This is a genomic window from Micrococcus luteus (assembly GCF_014138885.1).
GTDB lineage: Bacteria > Actinomycetota > Actinomycetes > Actinomycetales > Micrococcaceae > Micrococcus > Micrococcus luteus.
In genome coordinates this window covers 1,980,449-2,005,772 of sequence record NZ_JACJIK010000001.1, presented here as the reverse complement: position 1 = coordinate 2,005,772, position 25,324 = coordinate 1,980,449, and the positions used below count along the sequence as shown (strand labels likewise).

The following is a 25,324-nucleotide window of genomic DNA, read 5'->3' as shown; positions in this document are numbered from 1 at the left end:
CGCCTGTGCAGGAGCGGACGGCGCCGCGCAGCCGTCAACCGCGCAGGATCTCGTGGGTCCGCGCGTCGCGCACGCGGGAGTCGTCCCACGGCACGTCCCAGCCCAGCAGCGCCAGCACACGGTCCAGCAGCGCCGCCGTGAACCCCCACACCAGGCGCTCGCCCACGAGGAAGCCCGGCGTCTCGCCGCGGCGGCCGCCGGGCCGGGCCACGCGGCACCGGTTCGCGGGGTCCACCAGGTCCGCGACCGGCATCCGGAACACGGCCGCGGCCTCGGCCTGGTCGACCACCGCCACGCGACTGGGGTCCCGCCACCACCCGAGCACCGGGTGCACCACGTGCCCGGAGACCACCACCGGCACCGCCGGCAGCACGCCCAGGACCTCCACGCCGGCCGGGTCCAAGCCGGTCTCCTCCTGCGCCTCGCGCAGGGCCGTGGCCACGACGTCGGCGTCCTCGGGGTCGACGCGACCGCCGGGGAACGCGATCTGCCCGGCGTGCTGGCGCAGGGTGGCGGCGCGCTGGGTCAGCAGCACGTCCACGTGCGGGTGCACGCGCTCGGCGTCGTGACGGGCGGGGACGTCGTCGAGGGCGCCGAACAGGATCAGCACGGCGGAGGGGCGCGGATCGCCGGACCGGGGCCACTCGAAGCCCCACATCGGCACGGCCTCGGGCGGGATGGTGGTGAGCGAGGCCGGGTCGTGGTGACCGGGCGCGTCCGCAGGGGCCGTGCCCCACCGGGCCACGAGGTCCGCCAGCTGGTCCCGCGCACCCGTCAGCGACGCCTCGGACGTCCCGGCGGCGTCGCGGGAGGTCGGGCGGGGGCTCGCGGGGGTCTCAGGCATGGCCCCCACGCTAGCCGCCGGTCGTAGCCTCGGGGCATGACGGCTCCCCTGACCTCGCCCCCGGCGGACGCCGCGTCCCCGGATCCGGTGGACGTCGCGGTGATCGGCGCCGGACAGGCCGGACTGGCGGTCGGCTACTTCCTGGCCCGGGCCGCGCGGGACGTCGACCGCGGGCGCCGGCCGGGCCCGCCGCCGTCGTTCGTCCTGCTCGACGCGTCCGCCCAGCCCGGCGGCGCGTGGCCGCACCACTGGGACTCCCTGCGCCTGTTCTCCCCCGCCGAGCACTCCTCCCTGCCGGGCCGACCCATGCCGCCGTCGCCCGGTCCCGGCACCCCGGACGCCGGGCACGTCGTCGCCTACCTGGCCGACTACGAGGACCGCTACGGGCTGCCGGTGCGCCGGGGCGTGCGTGTCGCGGAGGTGACGCACGACGCCGCCGCGTCCCCGCCGTTCACCCTGCGGCTCGAGGACGGCACGGCCCTGAGCGCCCGGGCCGTGGTCTCCGCGACCGGCTCGTTCACCCGCCCGTTCGTGCCGGCCCTCCCGGGCGCCGACCGCTTCGGCGGCACGCAGCGGCACTCCGCCGCGTACCGCTCCCCCGACGCGTTCGCCGGGCGGCGCGTCCTCGTGGTGGGCGGCGGCAACTCGGGCGCCCAGATCGCGGCTGACCTGCTGCTGGCGGGTGTCGCCACCACGTGGGCCACCCGGCGTCCGCCCCGGTTCATGCCGGACGACGTGGACGGGCGGGTGCTCTTCGACCGGGCCTCGGCGCGCGTGCTGGGCCGCTCCGAGGCGCGCGTGGGCGACCTCGGGGACATCGTCATGGTGCCCTCGGTGATCCGCGCCCGCGACGAGGCCGGGCTCCACGCGGTCCCCGCGCCCACGGCGCTCACGCCGGAGGGCGTCCGTTGGGGCCACGACGCCGGCGCAAGCCACGGCTGGCCCGCCGCCAGCCGCGCCGCGGCCCGGGTGCGCGGGGCCGAGCACCCGGTGGATGACGTCGTCTGGTGCACGGGCTTCCGGGCGGACCTGCGCCATCTGCGGGGCCTCGAGCTGACCCGCCGCCCCTCCGGGGCGCCGGCGACGGAGCGTGCGCTGCCGACCGCCTCGGTGGACGTGCCGGGGCTGCACCTGCTCGGCTACGACGACTGGTGCGGGGCCGCCTCGGCCACGCTCGCGGGCGTGGGGGTGCACGCGCGCCGGGCCGTCGACGCGATCCTCGCGGGCCTCACCGCCGGCTGAGCGGGCGGGCAGGCTGAGCGCTCAGGCCTCCAGCCCGTGGCCGAGGGCGCGCAGCTCCCGGCGCGTCCGCCCCGCGCGCAGGAGCTCGAGCAGCTCCTCCCGGCCGGGCTTGAGCTCGTAGGCGAGCAGGGCGCGCGCCCGCTCGGGGTCGGTCTCCCCCGCGCCGTAGGACGGGCACCAGCGGGCGATCGGGCACGCCCCGCACGCCGGGCGGCGCGCGTGGCACACGCGGCGGCCGTGGAAGATCAGCCGGTGGGAGAGCATCGTCCAGTCCCGGCGCGGGAACAGGGCACCCACGGCGTGCTCGACCTTCACCGGGTCGGTCTCGTCCGTGAACCCCAGGCGCCGGGCGAGCCGGCCGACGTGCGTGTCCACGGTGATCCCGGGCTGGCCGAAGGCGTTGCCGAGCACCACGAACGCGGTCTTGCGCCCCACCCCGGGCAGCGCCACGAGGTCCTCGAGACGGGCGGGGACCTCGCCGTCGTGCCGGGCCACGAGCTCCTGGGACAACCGCAGGATCGCGGAGGCCTTGTTCCGGTAGAACCCCGTGGAGCGCACGAGCTCCTGCAGCTCCGGCTCGGTGGCCGCGGCCATCGCATGGGCGTCCGGGAAGCGGGCGAACAGCGCCGGCGTGGCCGCGTTGACCCGCACGTCGGTGGTCTGGGCGGACAGCACCGTGGCCACGAGCAGCTCGAACGGCGTCTCGAAGTCCAGCTCGGCGACGGCGTACGGGTACGTCTCGGCCAGGATCCGGTTGATCCGCCGCGCCCGGCGCACCAGGGCCAGCCGGGTCTCCCCGGTCGGCGTGCCCGTCGACTCCGTCTCCATCCGCGCGTCCTCCCGCCCTCGTGCGATCCGCTCAGGTCCGACCATCCTAGGGAGCGGAACGCGTGCCGGCGTCCGGACCGCGTCCGGCCCCCGCTTCCGGGCGCGATGCGACACACAGGACCCGAGGATTTGTGGCGACGACGCCGCGCGCGGCATGCTGAGGCGGGAGACTAGTGTGGGACGCGTCACATCCGCGCCACGCACCGACCGCACCACCTCGAAAGGACCCCGTCGATGGACGAGCAGATCCCCACGTTCCCGCCCCCGGCCGAATTCCCCGCCCAGGCGGTGGCCGGAGCCGACCTGTACGAGGAGGCCGCCGAGGACCGCCTGGCCTACTGGGCCCGCCGCGCCCGCGAGGTCCTGCACTGGGAGCAGGACTTCACCGACGTCCTGGACTGGTCCGACGCACCCTTCGCGAAGTGGTTCGTCGGCGGCACCACCAACGCCGCGTACAACGCCCTGGACCGCCACGTCGAGGCCGGCCACGGCGACCGCGTGGCCATCCACTTCGAGGGCGAGCCCGGCGACACCCGGACCTACACCTACGCCGACCTGGCCGCCGAGGTCCGGCGCGCCGCCAACGCGTTCGAGTCCCTCGGCGTGACCAAGGGCGACCGCGTGGCCGTCTACCTGCCGATGATCCCCGAGGCCGTCATCACGATGCTCGCGTGCGCGCGCATCGGCGCGGTCCACTCCGTGGTGTTCGGCGGCTTCTCCTCCGACGCCCTGCGCTCACGCGTGGACGACGCCGAGGCCAAGCTCGTCGTCACGGCGGACGGCTCCTTCCGCCGCGGCAAGCCCTCCATGCTCAAGCCCGCCGTGGACCAGGCCCTCTCCGCGCCGGGCCACACCGCCGAGCACGTGCTCGTGGTCCGCCGCAACGAGGCCGAGGTCGAGATGACCGAGGGCCGCGACCTGTGGTGGCACGACGTCGTGGACGGCCAGTCCGACGAGCACGAGCTCGTGTGGCACGACGCCGAGCACCCGCTCTACATCCTGTACACCTCCGGCACCACCGGGAAGCCGAAGGGCATCCTGCACACCACCGGCGGCTACCTCGTGCAGGCCGCGGCCACCCACCACGACACCTTCGACCTGCACCCGGAGTCGGACGTCTTCTGGTGCACCGCCGACGTCGGCTGGGTCACCGGGCACTCCTACGTCGCCTACGCACCGCTGGTCAACGGCGCCACCCAGGTGATCTACGAGGGCACCCCGGACTCCCCGCACCAGGGCCGCTGGTGGGAGATCGTGCAGAAGTACGGCGTGAGCATCCTCTACACGGCGCCGACGGCGATCCGCACGTTCATGAAGTGGGGCCGGCACATCCCGGACGAGTACGACCTCTCCAGCCTGCGCGTGCTCGGCTCCGTGGGCGAGGCCATCAACCCGGAGGCCTGGCGCTGGTACCACGAGGTCATCGGCGCCGGCCGCTGCCCCATCGTGGACACCTGGTGGCAGACCGAGACGGGCGCCCACATGCTCACCCCGCTGCCCGGCGTGACCACCCTCAAGCCCGGTTCCGCCCAGAGGCCGGTGCCCGGCGTCGTGCTGGAGGTCGTGGACGAGCTCGGTGAGCACATGACGGACACGAGCGCGGGCTTCCTCGTGGTGCGCGAGCCGTGGCCGTCCATGCTGCGCGGCATCTGGGGCGACCGGGAGCGCTTCAAGGAGACCTACTGGTCCCGCTTCCCCGGCATGTACTTCGCCGGCGACGGCGCCCGCTACGACGAGGACGGCGACATCTGGCTGCTGGGCCGCGTGGACGACGTCATGAACGTCTCCGGCCACCGCCTGTCCACCACCGAGATCGAGTCCTCCCTCGTGGCGCACCCGTCCGTGGCCGAGTCCGCGGTGGTCGGTGCGAAGGACGAGACCACGGGCGAGGCGGTCGTCGCGTTCGTCCTGCTCACCGAGGTCGCCGCCGCGGCCGACCGCGACGTCGCCGAGGTCGAGGAGGAGCTGCGGCAGCACGTGGGCAAGGACATCGGCCCCATCGCCAAGCCCAAGCTCGTGCTCGTGGTCCCCGAGCTGCCCAAGACGCGCTCCGGCAAGATCATGCGCCGCCTGCTCAAGGACGTGGCCGAGGGCCGCGACCCGGGCGACTCCACCACGCTGGCCGACCCCACGGTCATGCAGCGCATCGTGGAGACGCTCGCGCCGAAGGCCTGAGCCGGCACGACGACGCCGCCCCGGTCCGCACGCTGCGTGCGGTCCGGGGCGGCGTCGTCGGTGGGCGGGCCCGGCTCAGGCGCGGGCGGCCGCGTCCCGGCGGACCAGCTCCACGGCCTCGTCGGGCGTGTAGCCGAGGCGCTCGAGCAGGGTGTCGAGACAGCGGCGCACGGCCTGGTGCGCGGCGTCCGCGCGGGCGTCCGCCGAGGCGGCCACGAACGTGCCCGCGCGGCCCCGGGTGCGGATGGTGCCGTGCGCCTCGAGCTCCTTGTAGGCCCGGGCCACGGTACCCGGTGCCACGCCGAGCTCGGCGGCGAGCGCGCGCACGGGCGGCAGTCGGTCACCGCGGGCCAGGGATCCGGAGGCGACGCCGGCCAGGACCGCGTCCACGATCTGCCGGTAGGGCGGGGTCGGCAGGCTCCCGTCCACCGCCACGACCGGCAGGGAGGCGGAGACCACGCCCGCGGCTCCGCCGGCGACCGGGGCCGCGGACGGGGTCGCCGCGGACGGACCGGGGGCCCTCATCGTCTCACCGGTGCTGCGCGTCGAGACGGCCATCCTCGCGCTCCCACACGGCGGGGGCCAGTTCGCCCCCGATGGCGAGATCGCCCGAGGAGTCGTCCGGGTGGCGGAGCAGGTGGACGGCGGAGACCGCGAGGCCGCCCCACACCAGGAGGATGGCCAGGGACATCATGACGATCGCTGCGGTGCTCATCGGTCAGAGCTCCTTCCGGGTGGTGGCCGCGGGCATCACCGGCAGGGCGCCGGTGGGGACGGTGCCCTGGGGCACGGCGTTGTGCGGGATGAGGTCGCCGTGGATCTCGCTGTCCAGGTCCTCCGCGTAGAGGTTGGACTTGCGGGACCACGGGATCAGGGAGAGCAGGACGGCCAGGGCGACGGAGCCGAGCGCGATGCCCCAGCCGAAGACGCCGAGGAAGTCGCCCGGGTAGCCCTCATAGCCCTCCGCGATCACCTTCATGATCCAGGAGAGCCAGATGTAGGCGAGCACGATCGGCATGAGCACGCCGATCAGCAGCACGTACCCGCGGCCGACCTTGAAGGAGGAGACGGCGTTGAGGTGCGCCGTGATGCGACGGGCCGAGCCCAGCGCGCCGGTGACCAGGAGCACCGACAGGAGCGCCGCGCCCACGATGCCGAAGTTGTTGGCGAACGCGTCCATGGTGTCCAGCATCTGCAGGCCCGTGGTGGTGGAGAACAGGGCGAGGGAGACCACCCCGGACAGGCCGATCACCACGATCGTGGCCGTCCAGCGGCCCCAGCCGAGCTTGTCCTTCACGGCGGAGATGACGACCTCGAGGATCGAGATCAGCGAGGTGAAGCCGGCGACCACGAGCGAGCCGAAGAACAGCACGCCGATCAGGGCGCCGAGCGGGGCCTGCGAGATCAGGGTGGGGAAGGCGATGAACGCCAGGCCGATGCCGCTGCCGGCCACCTCGGACACGGACACGCCGGAGGCCTGCGCCATGAAGCCCAGGGCGGAGAACACGCCGATGCCGGCCAGGATCTCGAAGCCCGAGTTGGAGAAGCCGACCACCAGGCCGGAGCCGGTGAGGTTCGTGCGGCGGTTGAGGTAGGAGGCGTAGGTGATCATGATGCCGAAGCCGACGGACAGCGAGAAGAAGATCTGACCGTAGGCGGCGATCCAGACGCCCGGGTCCGCGAGCGCGGACCAGTTCGGCGTGAACAGCGCGTCCAGGCCCTGGGCGGCGCCCGGCAGGGTGAGGGCGATGCCGACGAGGATCAGGAACATCACGACGAGCAGCGGGATGCCGACCATCGAGGCCAGGGCCACGCCCCGGCGCACGCCGAAGCCCATGATGAGCAGCGTGATCACCCAGACGGCGAGCATGGGCCAGAAGACGCCCGAGACGAAGTCGAAGGACGGGGACGGGTCGTCGGCGACCTGCAGGTAGTCGCCCATGAGGAAGGTCTCCGGGTCGTCGCCCCACCGCTGGTCCACGGAGAACCAGGTGTACATGATCGCCCAGCCGATGATCGCGGCGTAGTAGATCCCGATGACGACGCAGATGAGCACCTGCCACCAGCCGACGGTCTCGGTCCACCGGGACAGGCGTCGGAATGCCAGAGGCGCGGAGCCGCGGAAGCGGTGGCCGATCGCGTAGTCGAAGAACAGCAGCGGGATGCCCGCGGTGAGCAGCGCGATCAGGTAGGGGATGACGAACGCGCCGCCGCCGTTCTCATAGGCGACGTAGGGGAAGCGCCAGATGTTGCCGAGGCCCACGGCGGAGCCGATGGCCGCCAGGATGAAGGCCCACCGGCCGGTGAACTCCTCCCGGGTGCGCTGTGGCGCCGGCGCGGGCGCCGGCGCGGAGACGGTGCTGGACATGCAGGACCTCCGAGGGTCGGGGAAACTCGAGTGTGACGGATGCCACAATAGTCGACGCGGGCCGTTGCCGGACAGTCCGGTCCGGAATGCGGGCGTCAGGCGCGTGGCGCGGCGCCGGCTCAGCCGCCCGGGACGCAGTCCCCCGAGGGGACCGTGGCTGTCATCCCCGGGGCCGCGGCGACGACAGGGGCGATGGTGTCCGCCGTCAGGGCGTAGCCGACGGCGTCCGAGCCCGGGGCCCGGGCGAACACCAGACCGGCCAGGTTCCCGGCGGCGTCCACCACCGGGCCGCCCGAGTAGCCGTGGCGGATGTCCGCCGCGAGGGTGTAGACGTCCACCATGCTCGCGGCCCCGGTCAGGACGTCGCCGAGCGGCACCTCGCCGACGGCCTGCACGGCCGCGGGGGTGGAGGCGAACGGGCCGCCGTCGGGGTACCCCAGGACGGAGGCCGACGCGCCGCCCGTCAGCTCGGCCCCGACCGGCATGACGGGCAGGTCCGCGCCGTCGACCGCCAGGACGGCGAGATCGTGCGCCGTGTCCAGGTGGACGATCCGCGCCGCGTGCACGCCGCGGGCGCGGTCCGTCACGGTGGGGGCGTCCACGCCGAGGACCACGTGCGCGTTCGTGAGCACGCGGTCCGGGGCCACGGCCACGCCCGAGCCGCTCTGCACCTGGCTGCACTGCGCGGCCGTCCCGGTCAGCCGGACGACGGCGGCCGACGCCGAGGAGGCGGCGGGAGTCGAGGGGGCGGCCGTCGACGTCGACGAGGCGGGGGCGGTCGTCGTGGCCGACGGCGCGGCGGCCGTGGACGACGACGCCGCGGCGGCGTCGTCGGGCTCCTCGGGGGTCGCCGAGGCGGACGACGCGGGCGGGGCGGACGTCGCGGTGTCGGACGGGGAGGAGGCGGCCGAGGGCAGACCCGGCGTCGCGGCCGGGGCGGCGCGGACGCCGTCGTCGGACTCCGGGACGGGGGCGGGCAGCTCGAGCTCCGGCAGCACGTCCAGGTCGGCGACGGCGGAGCGCGAGCGGGCGGCCCAGGCCAGGAGCGAGTCGGGCATCACGGTGTCCAGCGCCGTGATCACCTGCGAGCGGGTCACCTCACGCGTGACCGCGGTGGAGCCGGAGGCCGCGATGGAGAACGCCACGAGCCAGAGGACGAGGGCGCCCGCGAGACCGGCGGCGAGCGCGCCGAGCAGGCGGTCGACGAGTCGCAGGGCCGGCAGGTTCACGCGCAGCCGGATCGCCTCGCCGATGGCGGCGCCCACGTACTGGCCCGCCGCCACGAGCAGGACGAGGGTGGCGATCAGCGCGGCCCACCGCCACTGCGGCGCGGTGACGAACTCCGCCACCTCCGGCAGGGCGTAGAACGCGATCGCGGCACCGCCGACCAGGCCGACGAGGTTGCCCAGCACCACCCACAGGCCGCGACGGTGGCCCTGGACCAGGAGCATCGCGAGCGCGACGATGAGCAGGACGTCCAGCCACGTCAGACCCAGCGGCATGGGCGACCTCCTTCGGATGCGACGGCACCGGCCACGCACGGGGACCGCCCGCGCGCCCGGTGGAGGATCCAGGGTATCGGCCCGCACGGGGGTATGGGGCACAATGGACGCCAGTGAACCGGGCGGCTCCTCCGCCGCGGTGTGAGGAACTGCCCACAGAGAGGACACGCACACATGGATCTCGAGGTTCTGCGGAAGGCTCCGCTGTTCACCAACCTGGACGACGAGGTGTTCGCCATCCTCACCTCGGAGCTGACCGAGGTGGAGCTCTCCCGCGGCGCGTCCGCGTTCCACGAGGGCGACCAGGGCGATCAGCTGTACGTGATCATGTCCGGCAAGATCAAGCTCGGCCGCACCGCTTCGGACGGCCGCGAGAACCTCGTGGCCGTGCTCGGCCCCGGCGAGATCTTCGGCGAGATGGCCCTGTTCAACCCCGCCCCGCGCAACGCCACCGCCACCGCGGTGTCCGCCACGCGCCTGGCCGGTCTGCGCCATGAGAACCTGCGCCGCGCCATCGCCTCGTCGCCGGATGTGTCGGTCCAGCTGCTCCAGGCCCTGGCCCAGCGCCTGTCCAAGACCAACGAGTCCCTGGCGGACCTGGTGTTCTCGGACGTGCCGGGCCGCGTGGCCAAGGCGCTCCTGGACCTCGCGGACCGCTTCGGCCGGCCGGCCGCGGACGGCCTGCTGGTGGCGCACGACCTCACGCAGGAGGAGCTCGCCCAGCTGGTGGGCGCGTCCCGCGAGACCGTGAACAAGGCCCTGGCCGAGTTCGTCCAGCGCGGCTGGATCCGCCTGGAGAACCGCGCCGTGGTCATCCTGGACCTGCAGCGTCTGCGTCAGCGTTCGCGCTGACGCCCCCCGCCCTGCCGTGGAGCGGGCCACCCCGGTCAGTCCCGGGTGGCCCGCTCCACGCGCATCCGGGGGGTGCCGTCGTCGCCGGCCTCGGTGACCAGATGGTATTCCGGCACGGGACCACGCCGGACACAGGGCGTGACGGAGAGCAGGAAGGCGGCGGCCGTCCGGTGCGCCGCGACCCGACGCACGATCACCTGCGTCAGCGGGGTCGCCACCTGGTCGAAGGGTGCCGTGCCCTCCGCCCCGGCGGGTCCGGGCAGCCGCAGCGGGCCGGCGAGCGCGCGACGCGCGGGCACCCACGCCTGAAGTTCGGGACCGGGTTCCTCGGATGCCGGCGCGGACTGCAGCGGTGGGGTCATCGTGGCGAACACGGCCGTGTCGAAGCGTCGGTGGACGTGGGGCGCGGATCGCCAGCGCATGACGGGGCGCAGCAGGTCGGCGCGCACCCCGAGGCCACGCGCGGCCAGCAGATGGGGCAGACTCTCCGAGCCCTCCTCGAGGGAGCTGCGGCCCCCGCCCCAGGTCTCGATGCGCGCCGTGGACACGACGTCCGTGTCGGAGCGACCGGCGAGGAGCACTCCGGCCTCGTCGTGGAGCTCACGGACGGCGGCCACCACGTGCTGCCGCGCACGCCGCCGGTCCGTGGTCCCGAACGTGCGGGCCCACTGGGAGGGCTCGGGCCCGTACCACGGGCAGGAGTCGGCGTCGGACTCGATGAGCGCGCCGCCGGGCAGACCCACGCGGCCGAGCGGGGTGCGTCCCGCGCGGTGACGGAGGAAGACCTCCGGGCCGTCGTCGCCGTCCCGCACGAGCACGACGGACGACCCGGGCCGGGCGGGGCGGACCTGGCGGAAGCGCCGGTCCAGCCACTGGCGGGTGAGGTCCTCCTCCTGCCCCGGGACCGGCAGCAGCAGGCCGGCCGGGTCAGCGGACACGGACGGTGATCTCCACCTCGACGGGAGCGTCCATGGGCAGCACGGCCACGCCGACGGCGGAGCGCGCGTGGCGGCCGGCCTCGCCGAAGATCTCGGCCAGCACGTCCGAGGCGCCGTTCACCACGCCGGGCTGACCGGTGAACGCGGGGTCGGAGGCCACGAAGCCGACGACCTTGACGACCTGGGCGACCCGGTCCAGGTCGCCCACCAGCTCGTGCACCGCGGCCACCGCGTTCACGGCGCATGCCCGCGCGAGCTCCTGGGCGCGTTCGGGGGTGACCTCCGCGCCCACCTTGCCGGTGGCGGGCAGGGCGCCGGCCACGAAGGGGAGCTGGCCGGAGGTCAGCACGAGGTCGCCGTCCCGCAGCGCCGGGACGTAGGAGCCGACCGGCGCCGCGACGGCGGGTCGGTCGATGCCGAGCTCCGCGAGGCGGGCCGCGACGGCGCCGTCGCCCCAGGTGGGGGCCGAGGACTGCTCCGTCACGTTCACGCCGCCTTCGGACGCTTGAGGTAGGCCACGGGGTTGTTCCCCTCGGGGCCCGGGATCACCGTGACGAGCTCCCAGCCGTCCTCGCCCCACTGGTCGAGGATCTGCTTGGTCGCGTGGATGAGGAGGGGGATCGTGGCGTACTCCCACTGCGTCTGCTGAGTCATGGGACCCACCCTAGCCACCGGCGCGGACCCCGGAAGAGGTCCCAGGTGCCCGCGCTACACTCGCGCCCATGGCCTCCCGCACGACCCGCTTCCCCGCGCCCTCGAGCGCCCTCGGCCGCCTCCTCGCCTTCGTGGGCCTCTCGGCGGTGGCCGGCCTGCTCGTGGCGGCCCTCCTGCTGCCCGTCGCGGGCCTGGCCGGTGTCGCCGCCGCGTCGGGCCGGGAGATGCTGGACGAGCTGCCGGACGAGCTGCCCACGGAGCCGGTCTCCGTGCCGTCGCGCATCCTCTCGGAGGACGGTGAGGAGATCGCCGTCTTCTACGAGGAGAACCGCACCCCGGTCCCGCTGGACGAGATCTCGGAGCACATGCAGCACGCGATCGTGGCCATCGAGGACGAGCGCTTCTACGATCACGACGGCGTGGACGCGCGCGGCCTCATCCGCGCTGCCGTGAACAACGCCACCTCCGACTCCACGCAGGGCGCCTCCACCCTCACCCAGCAGTTCGTGAACAACATGCTGGTGAACGTGCAGCAGATCCGCGGCGACTCCCGCCTCACCCTCTCCGGCTCCAAGAACATCGCGGACAAGGTCAAGGAGATCAAGCTCGCCGTCGCCGTCGAGGAGCAGATGTCGAAGGACGAGATCCTCGAGGGCTACCTCAACATCGTGCTGTTCTCCGGCCGCGCCTACGGGGTCGAGGCCGCCTCGCAGTACGTGTTCGGCAAGTCCGCCGCCGACCTGGAGAGCTGGGAGGCCGCCACGCTGGCCGGCATGGTCCAGTCCCCCACCCGGTTCAACCCGGCCCGCAATCCGGAGGAGGCCACGGAGCGGCGCAACCTCGTGCTGAACGCGATGAAGGACAACGGCTACCTCTCCCAGGAGGAGTACGACCACGCCGTCGCCCAGCCGATGGAGGTGGTGATGGAGTCCCGCCCCTCGGGCTGCCTCTACGCCAAGTTCGGCGCCTACTTCTGCGACTACGTGGAGCGGCAGATCCTTGCCGACCCCACGTTCGGCCCGGACGTCCAGTCCCGGCAGGCCCTGCTGGACCGCGGCGGACTCACCATCCGCACGACGATCGACTCGACGCTCCAGAAGGAGACCGAGAAGAACCTGCGCGCCTCCGTGCCCAACAACGAGTCGCTGGGCGCCGGCCACGCGCTCACCTCGGTGGAGGCCGGCACCGGCAACATCCGCACCATGGCCCAGAACACCGAGTACGCCATCCAGGACGAGCTCGGCCACACCTCGCTGAACTTCAACGTGGACAAGCAGTGGGGCGGCGGCCAGGGCTTCCAGGCCGGCTCCACGCTCAAGCCCTTCGTGGCCCTGACCTGGCTGCGCAACGGCAACCGCCTGGTCGACTCCGTGGACGCCTCCCGGAACGTCTACCCCACGGGCACGCGCTTCGCGGCCTCGTGCCGCCCGGGCGGCTACACCACGATCGGCGGCACCTGGCAGTTCAAGAACGTGATCCCCGACATGCTGCGGCAGGTGCGCGTGGACGAGGGCCTCTTCTGGTCCGTGAACACCCCGACCGTCGCCACCGCGTACCAGCTGGACCTGTGCGACATCACGAGCCTCACCACCCAGCTGGGCATCACCCGTGCCCTGGACAGCTCCCCGCTGCAGCCGGACGACCCGTCCTTCCTGCTCGGCAAGGACTCGGTGGCCCCGCTCTCCCTGGCCGGCGCGTACGCCGCCATCGCCGCGAACGGCCTGTACTGCGAGCCGCGCGCCATCCTGGAGGTCACGGACACCGCCGGCAACCAGTACGACGTCGCCGACCCGCAGTGCGACCAGGTCATCGACCCGGACCACGTCCGGGAGCTGATGCCGGTCCTGCGCCACATCGGCGGCTTCAACATCGCCGAGGAGGGCGCCGGCTACGAGTTCGGCGGCAAGACGGGCACGAACGACAACGTGTCCTCCACGTGGTTCGTCGGATTCACCAGCAAGCTGGCCACCGCCGTGTGGACCGGCCGCTACAACAACCTGAAGTCCATGACGGGCGAGACCGTCAATGGCGAGGTCCGCAACCCGTTCTACTCGACCTCCATCAACGGCCCGTCCTGGCTCGAGTACAACCAGTTGGCCAAGGAGAAGTTCCCGCCGGGTGAACTGCCCGAGTGGGACGGCCCGCAGTCGGAGGACCCGGGCGAGGCCGGCGAGCACCCGGACGGACGCCAGTTCACCATCGACGACCTGGACCGGGGCGGGCCGCAGCCCCAGGCGGTCCCGGGCTTCTGACCGCGATGCGCCCCGCCGCCTCCCCCGCCCGGCGCATGTTCTGCGCCGCAGCGCCTGCCGCCGCCGGGCTGGCCGCGACGGCGGGCCTCGGCCTGGCCTGGGGCCTCGCCGAGGCCGAGGCCCGGACGGTGCGCACGCACCGACTGGCCGTGCTGCCGGCCGGGTCGGCGCCGCTGCGGGTGCTGCACCTCTCGGACATCCACCTGCTGCCCCGGCACCGGGCCAAGCGGGCGTGGCTGCGCGGATTGGATGCACTCGAGCCGGACCTCGTGGTCAACACGGGTGACAACGTGTCCGCCGCGGCGTCGGTGCCGCTCGTGCTCGACGCGCTCGGGCCGCTGCTGGCGCGGCCCGGCGTGTTCGTGCCCGGCTCCAACGACTACTACGCGCCCAAGGCGGCCAACCCCCTCCGGTACTTCGCGGGCCCCTCGCGCATGGACGCGGACCGGCCCCGGCTTCCCTCCGACGTCCTGTTCGGCGCGTTCCGCGCCGCCGGCTGGGCCGACCTGACGAACCGGGGCGCCGCTCTGGCCGTGCCGACCCGCGCCGGGACCACGCTCGAGGTCCTCGCCGCCGGCACCGACGACCCGCACCTCGGTCTGGACGCCTGGGCCGGCTTCCCCGGCTCCGCGCCCGACGGCGGCGCCGGGCGGCCCGGCGACGACGGGCGGTTCCGGCTGGGCGTCACCCACGCCCCGTACCGCCGCGTGCTGGACGCCATGACCGCCGACGGCGCCGACCTGCTGCTCGCGGGCCACACCCACGGCGGGCAGGTGTGCGTGCCGTTCCTCGGCGCGCTCGTCACCAACTGCGACCTGCCCCGCCGACAGGCCTCCGGGGTCTCGACGTGGATGGCCGCGGGGCGGACCGTCCCCCTCGAGGTGTCGGCCGGCCTGGGGACCGCGCCGTCCGCGCCCGTGCGGTTCGCGTGCCGGCCCGAGGCCGTGGTGCTGGACCTGGTCCCGCGGGGCTGAGCCGCCTGTCCCGTCCGGGGCCGCGGGTACAGTGGAGCCCCGTGACCCGCGCCACCTCTCCCGCCGCCTCGTCCCTGCGTGACGCCCTGGGCGGGATCGCACCGTACCTCGAGGGCGTGCGGGCGCGCTGGGTGCTCGGGCTCGCCTCGGCCACGGCGGCGGGCCTCGTGGCCCTGGCCATCCCGCAGGTCATCCACCTGCTCGTGGACACCGTGTTCACGCAGACTGTGCTCGCCGGGCCCTCCTCCCCCGACTCCCGCGCGGACGTGTGGCGGGCCGCCGGCCTGCTCACCGTGCTCGGCCTCGCCGAGGCCGCGTTCATCGGCCTGCGCCGGTACTTCATCCTCCCGCCGGCCGCCGGGGTGGAGAACCGGGCGCGCATCGCCCTGTTCGAACGGCTCCAGCGCCTGCCGGTGGCGTTCCACGACGCGTGGCCCTCGGGGCAGCTGCTCTCCCGGGCCCAGGGCGACCTCTCGCTGCTGCGGCGGTGGATCGCGTTCGGCTCGGTCATGCTCGTGGTGGACGTGGTGACCATCGCCGTCGGCCTCGTCCTGCTGTTCCTGCTGTCCTGGCAGCTGGCCCTGCTCTACCTCGCCGCGGCCGTGCCGATCATGTGGGCGTCGTTCGGGTTCCGCAACGACTTCCGCGCCGCGTCCCGGCTCTCCCAGGACCAGGCCGGGGACCTCGCCACGTCCGTCGAGGAGTCGGTGCACGGCATCCGCGTCCTCAAGGCGTTCGGCCGCGGCGCGCACGCCCTCGACGGCTTCCGCGGGCGCGCCCGCACACTGCAGGGCACCGAGGTGCACAAGGCCTCGGTGCTGGCCCGGTTCATCGCGCTCATCGTGGCCCTGCCGGAGACGGTGCTGGGCCTGGGCCTCGCCCTGGGCCTGTGGCTCGTGGCGACCGGGGAGCTGACGGTGGGCGCGCTCGCCGCCTACTTCGCCACCGCGGCCGTGCTGGCCGGGCCGGTCGAGTCGGTGGGCCAGCTGATGGGCATGACGCTCTCGGCCCGCACGGCGATCGACCGCCACGTGGACGTCCTCGCCACGCCCGTGGACATCGCCTCGCCCACCGGGGAGGCCGCCGTCGTGCCCCCGGCCACCGGCGCGCTCGCGTTCCGCGGGGTGCGCTTCCGCTGGCCGGACGCGGACCCGGGGCGCGGGGAGCGCGACCTGCTCGACGGCGTCGACCTCGAGCTGGTGCCCGGCGAGACGATGGCCCTGGTCGGCGCGACCGGCGCCGGCAAGTCGACGCTGCTGCAGCTGGTCCCCCGGCTGCTCGACGTCACGGCGGGCTCCGTCTGCGTGGACGGGGTGGACGTGCGCCGGATGCCGCTCGAGGAGCTGCGCCGGCGGGTGTCCGTGGCGTTCGAGGACGCCACACTGTTCTCCGCGACCATCCGGCAGAACGTGCTGCTCGGCGCCCCGGCGGACGTGCTCGCGGACGGCCTCCACTCCCCCGCGGCGGACGCCCTGCTCGACCTCGCGCTCGAGACCGCGCAGGCGGGCTTCGTGGCGGACCTGGCGGACGGCGTCGAGACCGAGATCGGCGAGGAGGGCCTCAGCCTCTCCGGCGGACAGCGCCAGCGGATCGCCCTCGCCCGCGCGATCGCGGCACGCCCGGACGTGCTCGTGCTGGACGACCCCCTCTCCGCCCTCGACGTGCGCACCGAGGAGGCCGTGACCGCGCGCCTGCGCGAGGTCCTCGACGGGACGACCACCCTGATCGTGGCGCACCGTCCCTCCACCGTGGCCCTCGCGGACCGGGTCGCGGTGCTGGCGGACGGGCGGATCGAGGACGTGGGGACGCACCCCGAACTGCTGGCCCGCAGCGCCGTGTACCGGCACATCATCTCGAGCCGACCGGAGGAGCAGGCATGAGCGCCGCCGACGTGAGCCGCGTGCGCGGCGTGGGGGCCGAAGAGGACCTCGACTACACCCGCGCGGAGCGCCGCCACATCCGGCGCCGATCCTTCCGCCTGCTCGGCGAGCTCGCGCGGCCGGTCCGGGGGACGCTGCTGCTCACCGTGGTCTTCGTCCTCGTGTCCAACGCGGCGCGGGCGGCCGGTCCGCTGATCATCGCCTGGGCGATCGACGCGGAGCTGCCGCGCGTCGTCGAGGCCGTGCGGGCCGGCGAGTCCGTCTGGCCCATCCTCGTCCCCGTGGGCGGGGCGTACGTGGCGGCGGCCCTCGTCTCCGGCGGCCTCCTGGGGGCGTACACGTGGCTCACCGCGCGGGCGAGCCAGGCCATGCTGCTGAGCCTGCGGCTGCGCGTGTTCCGGCACACGCAGCGGCTGAGCCTCGGCTTCCACGAGCGGTACACGTCCGGGCGGGTGATCTCGCGGCAGACCTCGGACCTGGAGGCGCTGCGGGAGCTGCTGGACCAGGGCCTGTCCTCGCTCGTGTCCGGGCTGATGTTCATGTCGTTCACCGCGGCGTCCATCCTGCTGCTGGACCCGCCGTCGTTCCTCGTGCTGCTGGGCGCGGCCGTGCCGGTGGCGATCGTGACGCGCTGGTACCAGGTGCGGTCCGAGGAGGCGTACCGGCGGTCGCGGGTGTCCTCGGCGCGGTCGATCGTGCACTTCGTGGAGACCATGACCGGCATCCGCGCGGTCCAGGCCTTCCGGCGGGAACGGGACAACGACGCGCGGTACCGCGACTTGGCCACGGCCTACCGGGACGACATGGTGGCCACGCTCAACCTGTTCGGCATCCTGCAGCCGGTGCTCGTGGCGACGGGCAACCTGACGGTGGCGGCGCTGCTCGTGACCGGGGGCCTGCGCGTGCTCGACGGCGACCTCGAGGTGGGGGTGCTCGTGGCGCTCCTGCTGGCCGGACGGCGCGTGTTCCAGCCCATGGAGATGGTGGCGATGTTCTACTCGTCGCTGCAGTCCGCGACGGCGGCGCTCGAGAAGGTCTCCGGCCTGCTCGAGGAGGAGCCCACCGTGGTGGAGGCCGCCGAGCCCACGCCGCTGCCCGGGGCCGACGCTCCGGGGACGGGCGTGGCGTCCGGGCGGGTGGAGTTCCGGGACGCGGTGTTCAGCTACGGGCCGGACCGGGTGGTGCTGCCGGAGTTCGACCTCGTGATCCCGGCGGGTCAGACCGTGGCCGTGGTGGGCCAGACGGGCGCGGGCAAGTCGACGCTGGCCAAGCTCATCGCCCGGTTCTACGACGTGTCCACCGGCTCGCTGACACTGGACGGGGTGGAGCTGCGCGAGCTCAGCCAGGCGGATCTGCGGCGCAACGTGGTGATGGTGACCCAGGAGGCGTTCCTGTTCTCCGGGTCGATCGCGGAGAACATCGCCCTCGGCCGGCCCGACGCCACCGAGGCCGAGATCCAGGCGGCCGCCCGGGCGGTGGGGGCGCACGACTTCATCCTGGGGCTGCCCGAGGGCTACGCGACCGACGTCGCCAAGCGCGGCGGGCGGCTGAGCGCGGGGCAGCGGCAGCTCGTGTCGTTCGCGCGGGCGTTCCTCGCGGACCCCGCCGTGCTGATCCTGGACGAGGCGACGTCGTCGCTGGACCTGCCGAGCGAGCGGCTCGTGCAGGCCGGGCTGGAGCGGCTGCTGGGGAACCGGACGGCGCTGATCATCGCCCACCGGCTCAGCACCGTCGAGACCGCCGACCGGGTGCTCGTGATGCACGATGGCCGGATCATCGAGGACGGCAGCCCCGCCGAGCTGGTGGCGGCCGACGGCCGGTTCGCGGCGCTGCACCGGGCCTGGGAGGACTCGCTCGCCTGATGGGTGGCGCGCCCGACGCGCTTTCGAACGTGGCAGAGGGCCTACCCCACGTTCGAAAGTCCGGGTCAGGCGTCGAAGGGGCGGCCCGTCAGGCGCTCGTACGCCTCCACGTAGCGGTCGCGGGTCTTGGCCACGACGTCGGCGGGCAGCGCCGGCGGGGCCTCCCCGCTGGTCTTGTCCCAACCGGAGTCGGGGCCCGTGAGCCAGTCGCGGACGAACTGCTTGTCGAAGCTCGCCTGGGGGCGGCCGGGCTCGTAGTCCTCGGCGTCCCAGAACCGGGAGGAGTCCGGGGTGAGGACCTCGTCGCCCAGCACCACCTGGCCGGTGGCCGGGTCCACGCCGAACTCGACCTTCGTGTCCGCCAGGATGATGCCGGCCTCGCGGGCGATCGCCTCGGCGCGGGCGTACAGGTCCAGGGTGAGGAACCGCAGGCGCTCGGCGGCCTCGGTGCCCACGCGCTCGACCATCTGCTCGAACGTGATGTTCTCGTCGTGCTCGCCGACCTCGGCCTTCGCGGACGGCGTGAAGATCGGCGGGTCGACCCGCGAGCCGTCCACGAGCCCGGCGGGCAGCGGCAGGCCGGCCACCGTGCCCGACGCGCGGTACTCGGCCAGGCCGGAGCCGGTCAGGTAGCCGCGGGCGATGCACTCCACGGGGAACATGTCCAGGCGCTTGACGATCATCGCCCGCCCGGCCACGGCCGCGGGCACGTCCGTGCTCACCACGTGGTGCTCGACCGGCTCGGCGTGGGCCCCGTTGTAGCCCTCGGCCAGCTTCTCGAACCACCACAGGGTCAGCCGGGTGAGGATGGCGCCCTTGTCCGGGATCGGCGGCTCCAGCACGTGGTCGTAGGCGCTGATCCGGTCGGAGGCCACCACGAGCAGCGTCGCGGACCGCCCCGGCTCGGCGTCGGCGGGCTCGTACAGGTCCCGCACCTTGCCCGAGTAGACGTGCCGCCAGCCCGGCAGCTCGAGGGCCTCGGCCCCCGTGAACCCCACGCGCTCCCCGCTCACTTCGCTCCCTCCGTCCCGGGCACGGTGATCTCGCCGCGCTCGGCCTTGAGTCCGATGTCCGTGCGCCACTGGGCGCCGTCGAACCGGATGCGCTCGACGCCCGCGTAGGCGCGCTCGCGCGCTTGGGCCAGGTCCGCCCCGCGCCCGACGACGGCCAGCACCCGGCCGCCCGCCGTCACCACGTCCTCACCGGACACCGCGGTGCCCGCGTGGATCACGTGCACGCCCTCGAGGCCGGCCGCGTCGGCCAGCCCGTTGATCACGTCGCCCTTCGAGGAGGAGGCCGGGTAGCCGGCCGAGGCCATGACCACGTCCACGGCGACGTCGTCGCTCCACTCGAGTCGACGGTCCGCGCCGAGCCGGCCGGCCGCGGCGTCGGCGAGCAGCCCGCCCAGGGGCGTCTCGAGGCGGGCGAGCACGGCCTGGGTCTCGGGGTCGCCGAAGCGCACGTTGAACTCGATGACCTCCACGCCCTCGGCGGTCACGGCCAGGCCGCAGAACAGCACGCCCGTGAACGGGGTGCCGCGGCGGGCCATCTCGGCGAGCACGGGGCGGGCCACGCGGTCCATGACCTCGTCCGTGAAGCCCTCGGGCAGCCACGGCAGCGGCGTGTACGCGCCCATGCCGCCGGTGTTGGGGCCGGCGTCGCCGTCGTGGATGCGCTTGAAGTCCTGGGCGGGGGTGAGGGCGACGGCGGCCTCGCCGTCGCAGATCACGAAGAGGGAGACCTCGGGGCCGTCCAGGAAGTCCTCGATCACCACGGTGCCGCCGGCGGCGAAGCAGGCCTCGGCGTGGGCGAGGGCCTCGGCGCGGTCGGAGGTGACCACGACGCCCTTGCCCGCGGCCAGACCGTCGTCCTTGACGACGTGCGGGGCGCCGAACTCGTCGAGGGCGGCGGCGGCCTCCGCGGCGGTGGTGCACACGCGGGAGCCGGCGGTGGGCACGCCCGCGGCGGCCATGACCTCCTTGGCGAAGGCCTTGGACGCCTCGAGCTGCGCGGCGGCCTGCGAGGGGCCGAACACGGCGAACCCGGCCTCGCGCAGGGCGTCGGAGACGCCGGCGGCCAGCGGGGCCTCGGGTCCGACGACGACGAGGTCGGCCCCCAGCTCGCGCGCGAGCGCCACGACGGCGGCCGGGTCGGTGGCCTCGACGGCGTGGAGGGTGGCGAGGTCGGCCATGCCGGCGTTGCCGGGCGCCGCGTGGAGGGCGCTGACCTGCGGATCACGGGAGAGGGCGGTGAGCAGCGCGTGTTCGCGGCCGCCGTTGCCGAGCACAAGGGTCTTCACGAGCCTGAAGCCTACGCGGTGGCCCTGGCCCGGCCCGGCCCGTGGCCCCTACGGTGGAGCGCATGACGATGCCTCCCCTCCACCACGGTCAGCCCGGCGACGACGGTGACCCCCGTGACCCCCGCCACCGGCCCGGTGCGGGGCTGGGACCCGGGCTCCGGTCGGTCTGGATGTTCGTCGGCGTGATGTTCACGTGCGCCCTGATCGTCTTCTGGACGCTGCGGGGGTTCGGCGTCCAGCGCGGCGACCTCAGCCTGCCCGCCGCGCTCGGCGTGCTGGCGCTGGCCGCCGTCGCCGCGGCGGTGATCACCCGGTACGTGCGGCGCCGCTGAGCAGGGCCGGGCCCTCCAGGGCCGGCCGCCTCGGCCTGCCCGTCAGCGGATGATGCGCCGTCGCCGGGCCTCGTCGACGGCGCGCGTGCGGTTGTCCACCCCGAGCTTCTGGAAGATGTGCACCAGGTGCGTCTTCACGGTGGCCTCGGAGATGAACAGCTCCTTCGCGGCCACCTTGTTCGTGGCGCCCCGCGCGATCAGCTCGAGCAGCTGGATCTCCCGCTCGGACAGCACCTCGGAGCCGCCGGACATGCGCCCCATCAGCGTGGCCGCGACCTGCGGGGCCAGCGCCTTGCGCCCCGCCGCCGCCTGCCGCACCGCCGAGGCGATCTCCTCGCTCGGGGCGTCCTTGAGCAGGTAGCCGGCAGCGCCCGCGTTCACGGCCGCGAGGATGTCCGCCTCCGTGTCGAAGGTCGTCAGGATCAGCACCTGCACCCCCGGCCACCGCTCCCGCACCGCGCGGGTGGCGGTCACGCCGTCCATCCCCGCGCCCATCTGCAGGTCCATCAGCACGACGTCCACCGCGGGCTCGCCCGCCTCCAGGACGCCGATCGCCTCCGCCCCGTCGGCGGCCTCGGCCACCACGCTCAGGTCCGGGTGCGCCTCGACGACGGCCCGCACCCCCGCCCGGACCACGGGGTGGTCGTCCACCAGCATCACCCGCACGCTCATGCGGTCTCCTCGCTCTCGGTCTGCTCGGGATCAGCGCTCCGGCCGGCCCCGGCGGCGGCCAGCGGCACCCGCAGCGCCACCACGGTGCCCTCGCCGGGGGCCGACTCGACGGTGGCCTCGCCGCCCACCGCAGCGAGACGCTCGCGCACGCTCGCCAGCCCCACGCCGGTCCCCGCCCCCGGGTCGGCACCGGCGGCTCCGGCCCGGGGGCGGGCCGCGACGACGGCCGGGTCGAACCCCGCGCCGTCGTCGGCCACGTCCACCGTCAGCTCATCACCGAGGTAGCCCAGCGTGACCCGGGCGCGCCGAGCGCCCGCGTGCGCGCCCACGTTCGCCAGGGAGGCCTGCACGGCTCGCAGCACCGCGGTCTCCACGGCCTCGGCGACCGCGACCGGCTCCCCCACGACCTCGACGTCCGCAGCCACGGGCGTCCCGGCGGCGGCCTGCCGGTCGGCGAACCCGGCGACCGCTCGTTCGAGCGCCTCGATGAGGGACGGTGCCCCGGTGCCGCGCAGGTCGCGGACGAAGCGGCGGGACTCGGCGAGGTTCTCGGCGGCCGTGGCGCGCACGGTCTCCATGCGCTGCCGGGCGAGGGCGGGGTCGGCGGCGTCGAGCGCGTCCTGGGCCGCGCGCGAGACCAGCACGATCGAGGCCAGCCCCTGGGTGAGGGTGTCGTGGATCTCGCGGGCGAGCCGCTCCCTCTCGGCGCTCACCCCCGCCCGGTGCTCGGTGCGCGCGAGCTCGGCCTGCGCGGCGCGCAGCTGCTCGGCCACGGCACGCTGGCGCTCGGACTCGGCGTGCAGGGCGCGGTACGCCCCGGAGAGCACCACGGCCACGGCGGCGCCCACCAGCGGACCGATCACGGCCGGCACCCGCACGCCGCCGGCGCCCGCCGCCATCCCGGCCACCACGACGACGGCCATCGCCACCACCAGCGCGGGCCCGACCACGTGGCGCACCCAGGCCTGCCGGGCCACCCGGTCGACCACGTGCAGGACGACGAAGAAGAGGGGGAAGGCGACCCACGCGAAGTCGCCGTGGTGGGCCACGAGCAGGCCCCACAGCAGCAGCACCAGGGCCAGCCAGGCGACCGCCGGACCGCGGCCGACGTCGTCGCCCCGGGCCCACCGGCGCCGCTCCAGCACGGTCCCGGCCAGGTAGACGCCCGCCAGCGCGGCGGTCAGCAGCACCAGGGTGGTGGCCGGGAACGGACCGGAGGACGCCTCCGGGGACCGGTCCGCGAGCGCGCGCGCCAGCCCCACGGTGAGCAGCGCGGCGAACGTGACGTGCAGGGCCACGCGCAGGCCGGCGAGCACGGCGGTGGTGCCGGTCTCGGCGGCCGCGGGGGGCACGGCGGCGCGGGGTGCGACGGACATGGCTCCACCCTAGGGCGCGCCCCGGACGCGACAGCGGCCCGCGGCCCCGGGGCTGCGCCGCTGAGCCGCCGGGATCAACCATTCGGTTGACCGGGTCCAGCCGCCGCGGGCGATGTGCCGACCCCTCCCCGCGCGAGACCGTGGAGGCAATCTCAGGACAGACCTCTCCCAGGAAAGGACGCGCCCCGTGTTCCTCGCACTCCGCGACCTCCGCTTCGCCACCGGACGGTTCGCCCTCATGGGCTCCGTGGTGGCCCTCATCAGCCTGCTGCTCGTCATGCTCTCCGGCCTCACGGCCGGCCTGGGCGGGCAGAACACCGCCGCGATCGACCGCCTCGGCGAGCAGGGCGTGCAGCGTCTGGTCTTCGGCGGCGCGGCGGGCCAGGAGCCCACCGCGTCGTTCACCCAGTCCGAGTTCACCGTGGCCCAGCGCGACGCGTGGGCGGCCACTCACGGCGTGGCCTCCGTCGAGCCGCTCGGTGTGAGCCAGGGCCGGGCCATCGGCCTCGAGCACCCCGTGGACACGGACCCGCAGGGCCGCGCGGACGTGTCCGGCGAGCCCACCACCGGCGTGGCCACCACCGCGTTCATCGGTCTCACCCCGGGCGGCTCCGACGCGCCGGCCGGCGTCGAGCCCGGGCAGATCGTGCTCAGCCAGGACGTGGCCGACTCCCTCCACGCGCAGGAGGGTGACGCCGTCGCGGTCTCCGGCTTCGTCTACACCGTGGCCGACGTCGTGCCGACCGAGTACTACTCCCACTCCCCCGTGACGTGGCTGGCGCTCGAGGACTGGAACGCCATCTCGCACACCGCCGACGACGCGGTGCTCGGCACCGCCGGCCTGGTGCGCTTCGACGCCGGCGCCGACGTCGACGCCGTGGCCGCCGCCGGTGACGACGCCGCGGGCACCGTCGCCGAGACCGTGAAGGGCTCCTACGCCGCCCTGCCCAGCTACCGGTCCGAGAACGGCTCCCTGATGACCATGCAGGGCTTCCTGTACGGCATCTCGGCGCTCGTGGTGATCGCGTTCCTGTCCATCTGGACGGTGCAGCGCACCCGCGACATCGCGGTGCTCAAGGCCCTCGGCGGCTCGAACGGCTGGGTGCTGAAGGACTCGCTCGCGCAGGCCGCGTTCGTGCTCGTCGGGGGCGTGGCCGTGGGCACCGGGCTGGCCGCCGTGGTCGGCGCGTTCGCGGGGCGGGCCGTCCCGTTCGAGCTCTCGTGGGCCACCACCGCGGTGCCCGCCGCCGGGGTCCTCGTGCTCGGCATGCTCGCCGCCGTCGTCGCGGTCTACCGCGTCACCCGGATCGACCCGCTGGTCGCCCTCGGCGGCAACTGACCGCCTCCGACGACGGCGCCGCCCGGCGCCGTCGTCCCCCTCGGCTCCGCCTCGCCCCCGCCTGGAGAAAGGACCTCCCCATGACCACCCTCACCGCCCCGCAGGCCGACCTCGACGCCCTCCGCACCCCGGCCGCCGCGGCCGCCCACCGCGTCGCCGGCGAGCGCCCCGCCGCCGCGGCCGACGCCACCCCCGCGCTGTCCGTGCGCGACCTCGTGCTGGAGTACCCGGACGGCGAGCGCGGCGTGCTGCGCGCCCTGGACGAGGTGAGCCTGGACCTGCTCCCCGGCACGTTCACCGCGATGGTCGGCCCGTCCGGCTCGGGCAAGTCCTCCCTGCTGGCGGTGGCCGCGGGCCTGGTGACGCCCACCTCCGGCTGCGTGTCCGTGGCCGGCCGCGAGATGGCCGGGCTGTCCCGGAAGGAGCGCACCGCGCTGCGCGGCCAGGAGATCGGCATGATCTTCCAGCAGCCCAACCTCATCCCGTCCCTCACGGCGGCCGAGCAGCTGGAGCTGACCGTGCACCTGGACCGTGACGCCACCCGCGCCGACCGCAGGGCCGCCAAGGCGCGGGCCCTGGAGCTGCTCGAGCGTGTGGACCTGGCCGACCAGGCCGGCAAGCGCCCGCACCAGCTCTCGGGCGGTCAGCGGCAGCGCGTGAACATCGTGCGCGCGCTGATGGCCTCGCCGACGCTGCTGCTCGTGGACGAGCCCACCTCCGCGCTGGACCGCGAGCGCTCGGCCGCCGTCGTGGACCTGCTGGGCACGCTGACCCGCGAGGAGCAGGTGGCGACGCTCATGGTCACGCACGACCACGAGTTCCTCTCCGCCACGGACCGCACCCTGACCATGGTGGACGGGCGGCTCTCCGCGGAGTGAGCCGGTGATGCCGCCGGACCTGACCCGGCCCACCGGCCCCGGACGCCCGGCGCGTCC

At 74.6% G+C, this 25,324-nt stretch carries 23 protein-coding genes; 10 read left to right on the top strand and 13 right to left on the bottom strand.

The window, feature by feature from the left end:
• Positions 1-34 precede the first annotated feature (34 nt).
• On the bottom strand, positions 35-844 hold the full coding sequence (locus tag HDA34_RS09275; RefSeq protein ID WP_041103998.1) for an NUDIX hydrolase: 810 nt from the start codon (positions 842-844) through the stop codon (positions 35-37).
• Between the two features lie 36 nt (positions 845-880).
• Here HDA34_RS09275 and HDA34_RS09270 point away from each other — a divergent pair, with 36 nt between their 5' ends.
• Positions 881-2,086 (top strand): NAD(P)-binding domain-containing protein, encoded by a 1,206-nt coding sequence (locus HDA34_RS09270; RefSeq protein ID WP_041103996.1) that lies wholly within the window; start codon positions 881-883, stop codon positions 2,084-2,086.
• Between the two features lie 21 nt (positions 2,087-2,107).
• On the opposite strand, the gene nth is transcribed toward HDA34_RS09270, so the two are convergent.
• Positions 2,108-2,914 (bottom strand): endonuclease III, encoded by an 807-nt coding sequence (nth, locus tag HDA34_RS09265; RefSeq protein WP_041103994.1) that lies wholly within the window; start codon positions 2,912-2,914, stop codon positions 2,108-2,110.
• A 234-nt stretch (positions 2,915-3,148) separates the two neighbouring features.
• Between nth and acs the strand changes: the two genes are divergently transcribed.
• Positions 3,149-5,089, top strand: a complete 1,941-nt coding sequence (gene acs / locus HDA34_RS09260) for an acetate--CoA ligase (protein WP_134377251.1) — start codon at positions 3,149-3,151, stop codon at positions 5,087-5,089.
• Positions 5,090-5,164: 75 nt separating this feature from the next.
• Here the strand turns inward: acs and HDA34_RS09255 are convergent, their stop codons facing one another.
• The 4 genes from HDA34_RS09255 to HDA34_RS09240 form a co-directional block, all read right to left on the bottom strand.
• Complete coding sequence (locus HDA34_RS09255) at positions 5,165-5,647, bottom strand: GntR family transcriptional regulator (protein ID WP_036334115.1); 483 nt, start codon at positions 5,645-5,647, stop codon at positions 5,165-5,167.
• Entirely contained in the window at positions 5,619-5,804 is a 186-nt protein-coding gene (locus HDA34_RS09250; RefSeq protein WP_002854027.1) for a methionine/alanine import family NSS transporter small subunit, read from the bottom strand. The genes HDA34_RS09255 and HDA34_RS09250 overlap by 29 nt, the downstream gene beginning before the upstream one ends.
• A 3-nt stretch (positions 5,805-5,807) precedes the next feature.
• The gene (locus tag HDA34_RS09245) at positions 5,808-7,457 is read right to left on the bottom strand and encodes a sodium-dependent transporter (RefSeq protein WP_060973804.1); all 1,650 of its coding nucleotides are present in this window, start codon (positions 7,455-7,457) and stop codon (positions 5,808-5,810) included.
• Between the two features lie 119 nt (positions 7,458-7,576).
• Positions 7,577-8,959, bottom strand: coding sequence for a MarP family serine protease (locus HDA34_RS09240; RefSeq protein ID WP_060973805.1), 1,383 nt, complete (start codon positions 8,957-8,959; stop codon positions 7,577-7,579).
• Between the two features lie 174 nt (positions 8,960-9,133).
• Between HDA34_RS09240 and HDA34_RS09235 the strand changes: the two genes are divergently transcribed.
• Positions 9,134-9,811, top strand: a complete 678-nt coding sequence (locus HDA34_RS09235; RefSeq protein ID WP_002854021.1) for a Crp/Fnr family transcriptional regulator — start codon at positions 9,134-9,136, stop codon at positions 9,809-9,811.
• 35 nt (positions 9,812-9,846) lie between these two features.
• On the opposite strand, the gene HDA34_RS09230 is transcribed toward HDA34_RS09235, so the two are convergent.
• From HDA34_RS09230 to sp36, 3 genes are read right to left on the bottom strand one after another with little or no spacing between them, the layout of a single operon-like run.
• Positions 9,847-10,749 (bottom strand): NUDIX hydrolase, encoded by a 903-nt coding sequence (locus tag HDA34_RS09230; RefSeq protein ID WP_044658871.1) that lies wholly within the window; start codon positions 10,747-10,749, stop codon positions 9,847-9,849.
• Positions 10,739-11,239, bottom strand: a complete 501-nt coding sequence (locus tag HDA34_RS09225; RefSeq protein WP_020628330.1) for a RidA family protein — start codon at positions 11,237-11,239, stop codon at positions 10,739-10,741. Before HDA34_RS09225 ends, HDA34_RS09230 begins: the two co-directional genes overlap by 11 nt.
• Positions 11,236-11,403, bottom strand: a complete 168-nt coding sequence (gene sp36, locus HDA34_RS09220) for a Sp36 family protein (RefSeq protein WP_010080276.1) — start codon at positions 11,401-11,403, stop codon at positions 11,236-11,238. Before sp36 ends, HDA34_RS09225 begins: the two co-directional genes overlap by 4 nt.
• A gap of 68 nt (positions 11,404-11,471) precedes the next feature.
• On the opposite strand from sp36, the gene HDA34_RS09215 reads away from it, so the two are divergent.
• The 4 genes from HDA34_RS09215 to HDA34_RS09200 are packed head-to-tail and all read left to right on the top strand — an operon-like array spanning position 11,472 to position 18,371.
• Positions 11,472-13,655 carry a transglycosylase domain-containing protein gene (locus HDA34_RS09215; RefSeq protein WP_044658870.1) on the top strand — a complete coding sequence of 728 codons (2,184 nt, stop codon included), beginning with the start codon at positions 11,472-11,474 and terminating at the stop codon, positions 13,653-13,655.
• Positions 13,656-13,660: 5 nt separating this feature from the next.
• On the top strand, positions 13,661-14,629 hold the full coding sequence (locus tag HDA34_RS09210) for a metallophosphoesterase (RefSeq protein ID WP_044658869.1): 969 nt from the start codon (positions 13,661-13,663) through the stop codon (positions 14,627-14,629).
• 41 nt (positions 14,630-14,670) lie between these two features.
• Positions 14,671-16,509: an ABC transporter ATP-binding protein gene (locus HDA34_RS09205; protein WP_036314269.1), complete on the top strand. Its 1,839-nt coding sequence runs from the start codon at positions 14,671-14,673 to the stop codon at positions 16,507-16,509.
• Positions 16,506-18,371, top strand: coding sequence for an ABC transporter ATP-binding protein (locus tag HDA34_RS09200; RefSeq protein ID WP_134377250.1), 1,866 nt, complete (start codon positions 16,506-16,508; stop codon positions 18,369-18,371). Before HDA34_RS09205 ends, HDA34_RS09200 begins: the two co-directional genes overlap by 4 nt.
• A gap of 65 nt (positions 18,372-18,436) precedes the next feature.
• Here HDA34_RS09200 and HDA34_RS09195 read toward each other — a convergent pair whose 3' ends face one another.
• Together HDA34_RS09195 and purD are read right to left on the bottom strand one after the other, a co-directional pair.
• Positions 18,437-19,384 (bottom strand): phosphoribosylaminoimidazolesuccinocarboxamide synthase, encoded by a 948-nt coding sequence (locus HDA34_RS09195; protein WP_044658867.1) that lies wholly within the window; start codon positions 19,382-19,384, stop codon positions 18,437-18,439.
• Entirely contained in the window at positions 19,381-20,670 is a 1,290-nt protein-coding gene (gene purD, locus HDA34_RS09190) for a phosphoribosylamine--glycine ligase (RefSeq protein WP_134377249.1), read from the bottom strand. The genes HDA34_RS09195 and purD overlap by 4 nt, the downstream gene beginning before the upstream one ends.
• A 62-nt stretch (positions 20,671-20,732) precedes the next feature.
• Here purD and HDA34_RS09185 point away from each other — a divergent pair, with 62 nt between their 5' ends.
• Positions 20,733-21,002: a hypothetical protein gene (locus HDA34_RS09185; protein WP_036314260.1), complete on the top strand. Its 270-nt coding sequence runs from the start codon at positions 20,733-20,735 to the stop codon at positions 21,000-21,002.
• A 42-nt stretch (positions 21,003-21,044) separates the two neighbouring features.
• Here the strand turns inward: HDA34_RS09185 and HDA34_RS09180 are convergent, their stop codons facing one another.
• Complete coding sequence (locus HDA34_RS09180) at positions 21,045-21,674, bottom strand: response regulator (RefSeq protein WP_020624423.1); 630 nt, start codon at positions 21,672-21,674, stop codon at positions 21,045-21,047.
• Positions 21,671-23,050 (bottom strand): sensor histidine kinase, encoded by a 1,380-nt coding sequence (locus HDA34_RS09175; protein WP_052520068.1) that lies wholly within the window; start codon positions 23,048-23,050, stop codon positions 21,671-21,673. Before HDA34_RS09175 ends, HDA34_RS09180 begins: the two co-directional genes overlap by 4 nt.
• 187 nt (positions 23,051-23,237) lie before the next feature.
• Between HDA34_RS09175 and HDA34_RS09170 the strand changes: the two genes are divergently transcribed.
• The gene (locus HDA34_RS09170) at positions 23,238-24,389 is read left to right on the top strand and encodes an ABC transporter permease (RefSeq protein ID WP_041103973.1); all 1,152 of its coding nucleotides are present in this window, start codon (positions 23,238-23,240) and stop codon (positions 24,387-24,389) included.
• An 80-nt stretch (positions 24,390-24,469) separates the two neighbouring features.
• Positions 24,470-25,267: an ABC transporter ATP-binding protein gene (locus HDA34_RS09165; protein WP_041103971.1), complete on the top strand. Its 798-nt coding sequence runs from the start codon at positions 24,470-24,472 to the stop codon at positions 25,265-25,267.
• Positions 25,268-25,324 lie beyond the last annotated feature (57 nt).

Bases quoted from the DNA above. Each gene is read 5' to 3' on its own strand.
- HDA34_RS09275 (WP_041103998.1), bottom strand. From the start codon at position 844: ATGCCTGAGACCCCCGCGAGCCCCCGCCCGACCTCCCGCGACGCCGCC.
- HDA34_RS09270 (WP_041103996.1), top strand. From the start codon at position 881: ATGACGGCTCCCCTGACCTCGCCCCCGGCGGACGCCGCGTCCCCGGAT.
- nth (WP_041103994.1), bottom strand. From the start codon at position 2,914: ATGGAGACGGAGTCGACGGGCACGCCGACCGGGGAGACCCGGCTGGCC.
- acs (WP_134377251.1), top strand. From the start codon at position 3,149: ATGGACGAGCAGATCCCCACGTTCCCGCCCCCGGCCGAATTCCCCGCC.
- HDA34_RS09255 (WP_036334115.1), bottom strand. From the start codon at position 5,647: ATGGCCGTCTCGACGCGCAGCACCGGTGAGACGATGAGGGCCCCCGGT.
- HDA34_RS09250 (WP_002854027.1), bottom strand. From the start codon at position 5,804: ATGAGCACCGCAGCGATCGTCATGATGTCCCTGGCCATCCTCCTGGTG.
- HDA34_RS09245 (WP_060973804.1), bottom strand. From the start codon at position 7,457: ATGTCCAGCACCGTCTCCGCGCCGGCGCCCGCGCCGGCGCCACAGCGC.
- HDA34_RS09240 (WP_060973805.1), bottom strand. From the start codon at position 8,959: ATGCCGCTGGGTCTGACGTGGCTGGACGTCCTGCTCATCGTCGCGCTC.
- HDA34_RS09235 (WP_002854021.1), top strand. From the start codon at position 9,134: ATGGATCTCGAGGTTCTGCGGAAGGCTCCGCTGTTCACCAACCTGGAC.
- sp36 (WP_010080276.1), bottom strand. From the start codon at position 11,403: ATGACTCAGCAGACGCAGTGGGAGTACGCCACGATCCCCCTCCTCATC.
- HDA34_RS09215 (WP_044658870.1), top strand. From the start codon at position 11,472: ATGGCCTCCCGCACGACCCGCTTCCCCGCGCCCTCGAGCGCCCTCGGC.
- HDA34_RS09210 (WP_044658869.1), top strand. From the start codon at position 13,661: ATGCGCCCCGCCGCCTCCCCCGCCCGGCGCATGTTCTGCGCCGCAGCG.
- HDA34_RS09200 (WP_134377250.1), top strand. From the start codon at position 16,506: ATGAGCGCCGCCGACGTGAGCCGCGTGCGCGGCGTGGGGGCCGAAGAG.
- HDA34_RS09185 (WP_036314260.1), top strand. From the start codon at position 20,733: ATGACGATGCCTCCCCTCCACCACGGTCAGCCCGGCGACGACGGTGAC.
- HDA34_RS09180 (WP_020624423.1), bottom strand. From the start codon at position 21,674: ATGAGCGTGCGGGTGATGCTGGTGGACGACCACCCCGTGGTCCGGGCG.
- HDA34_RS09175 (WP_052520068.1), bottom strand. From the start codon at position 23,050: ATGTCCGTCGCACCCCGCGCCGCCGTGCCCCCCGCGGCCGCCGAGACC.
- HDA34_RS09165 (WP_041103971.1), top strand. From the start codon at position 24,470: ATGACCACCCTCACCGCCCCGCAGGCCGACCTCGACGCCCTCCGCACC.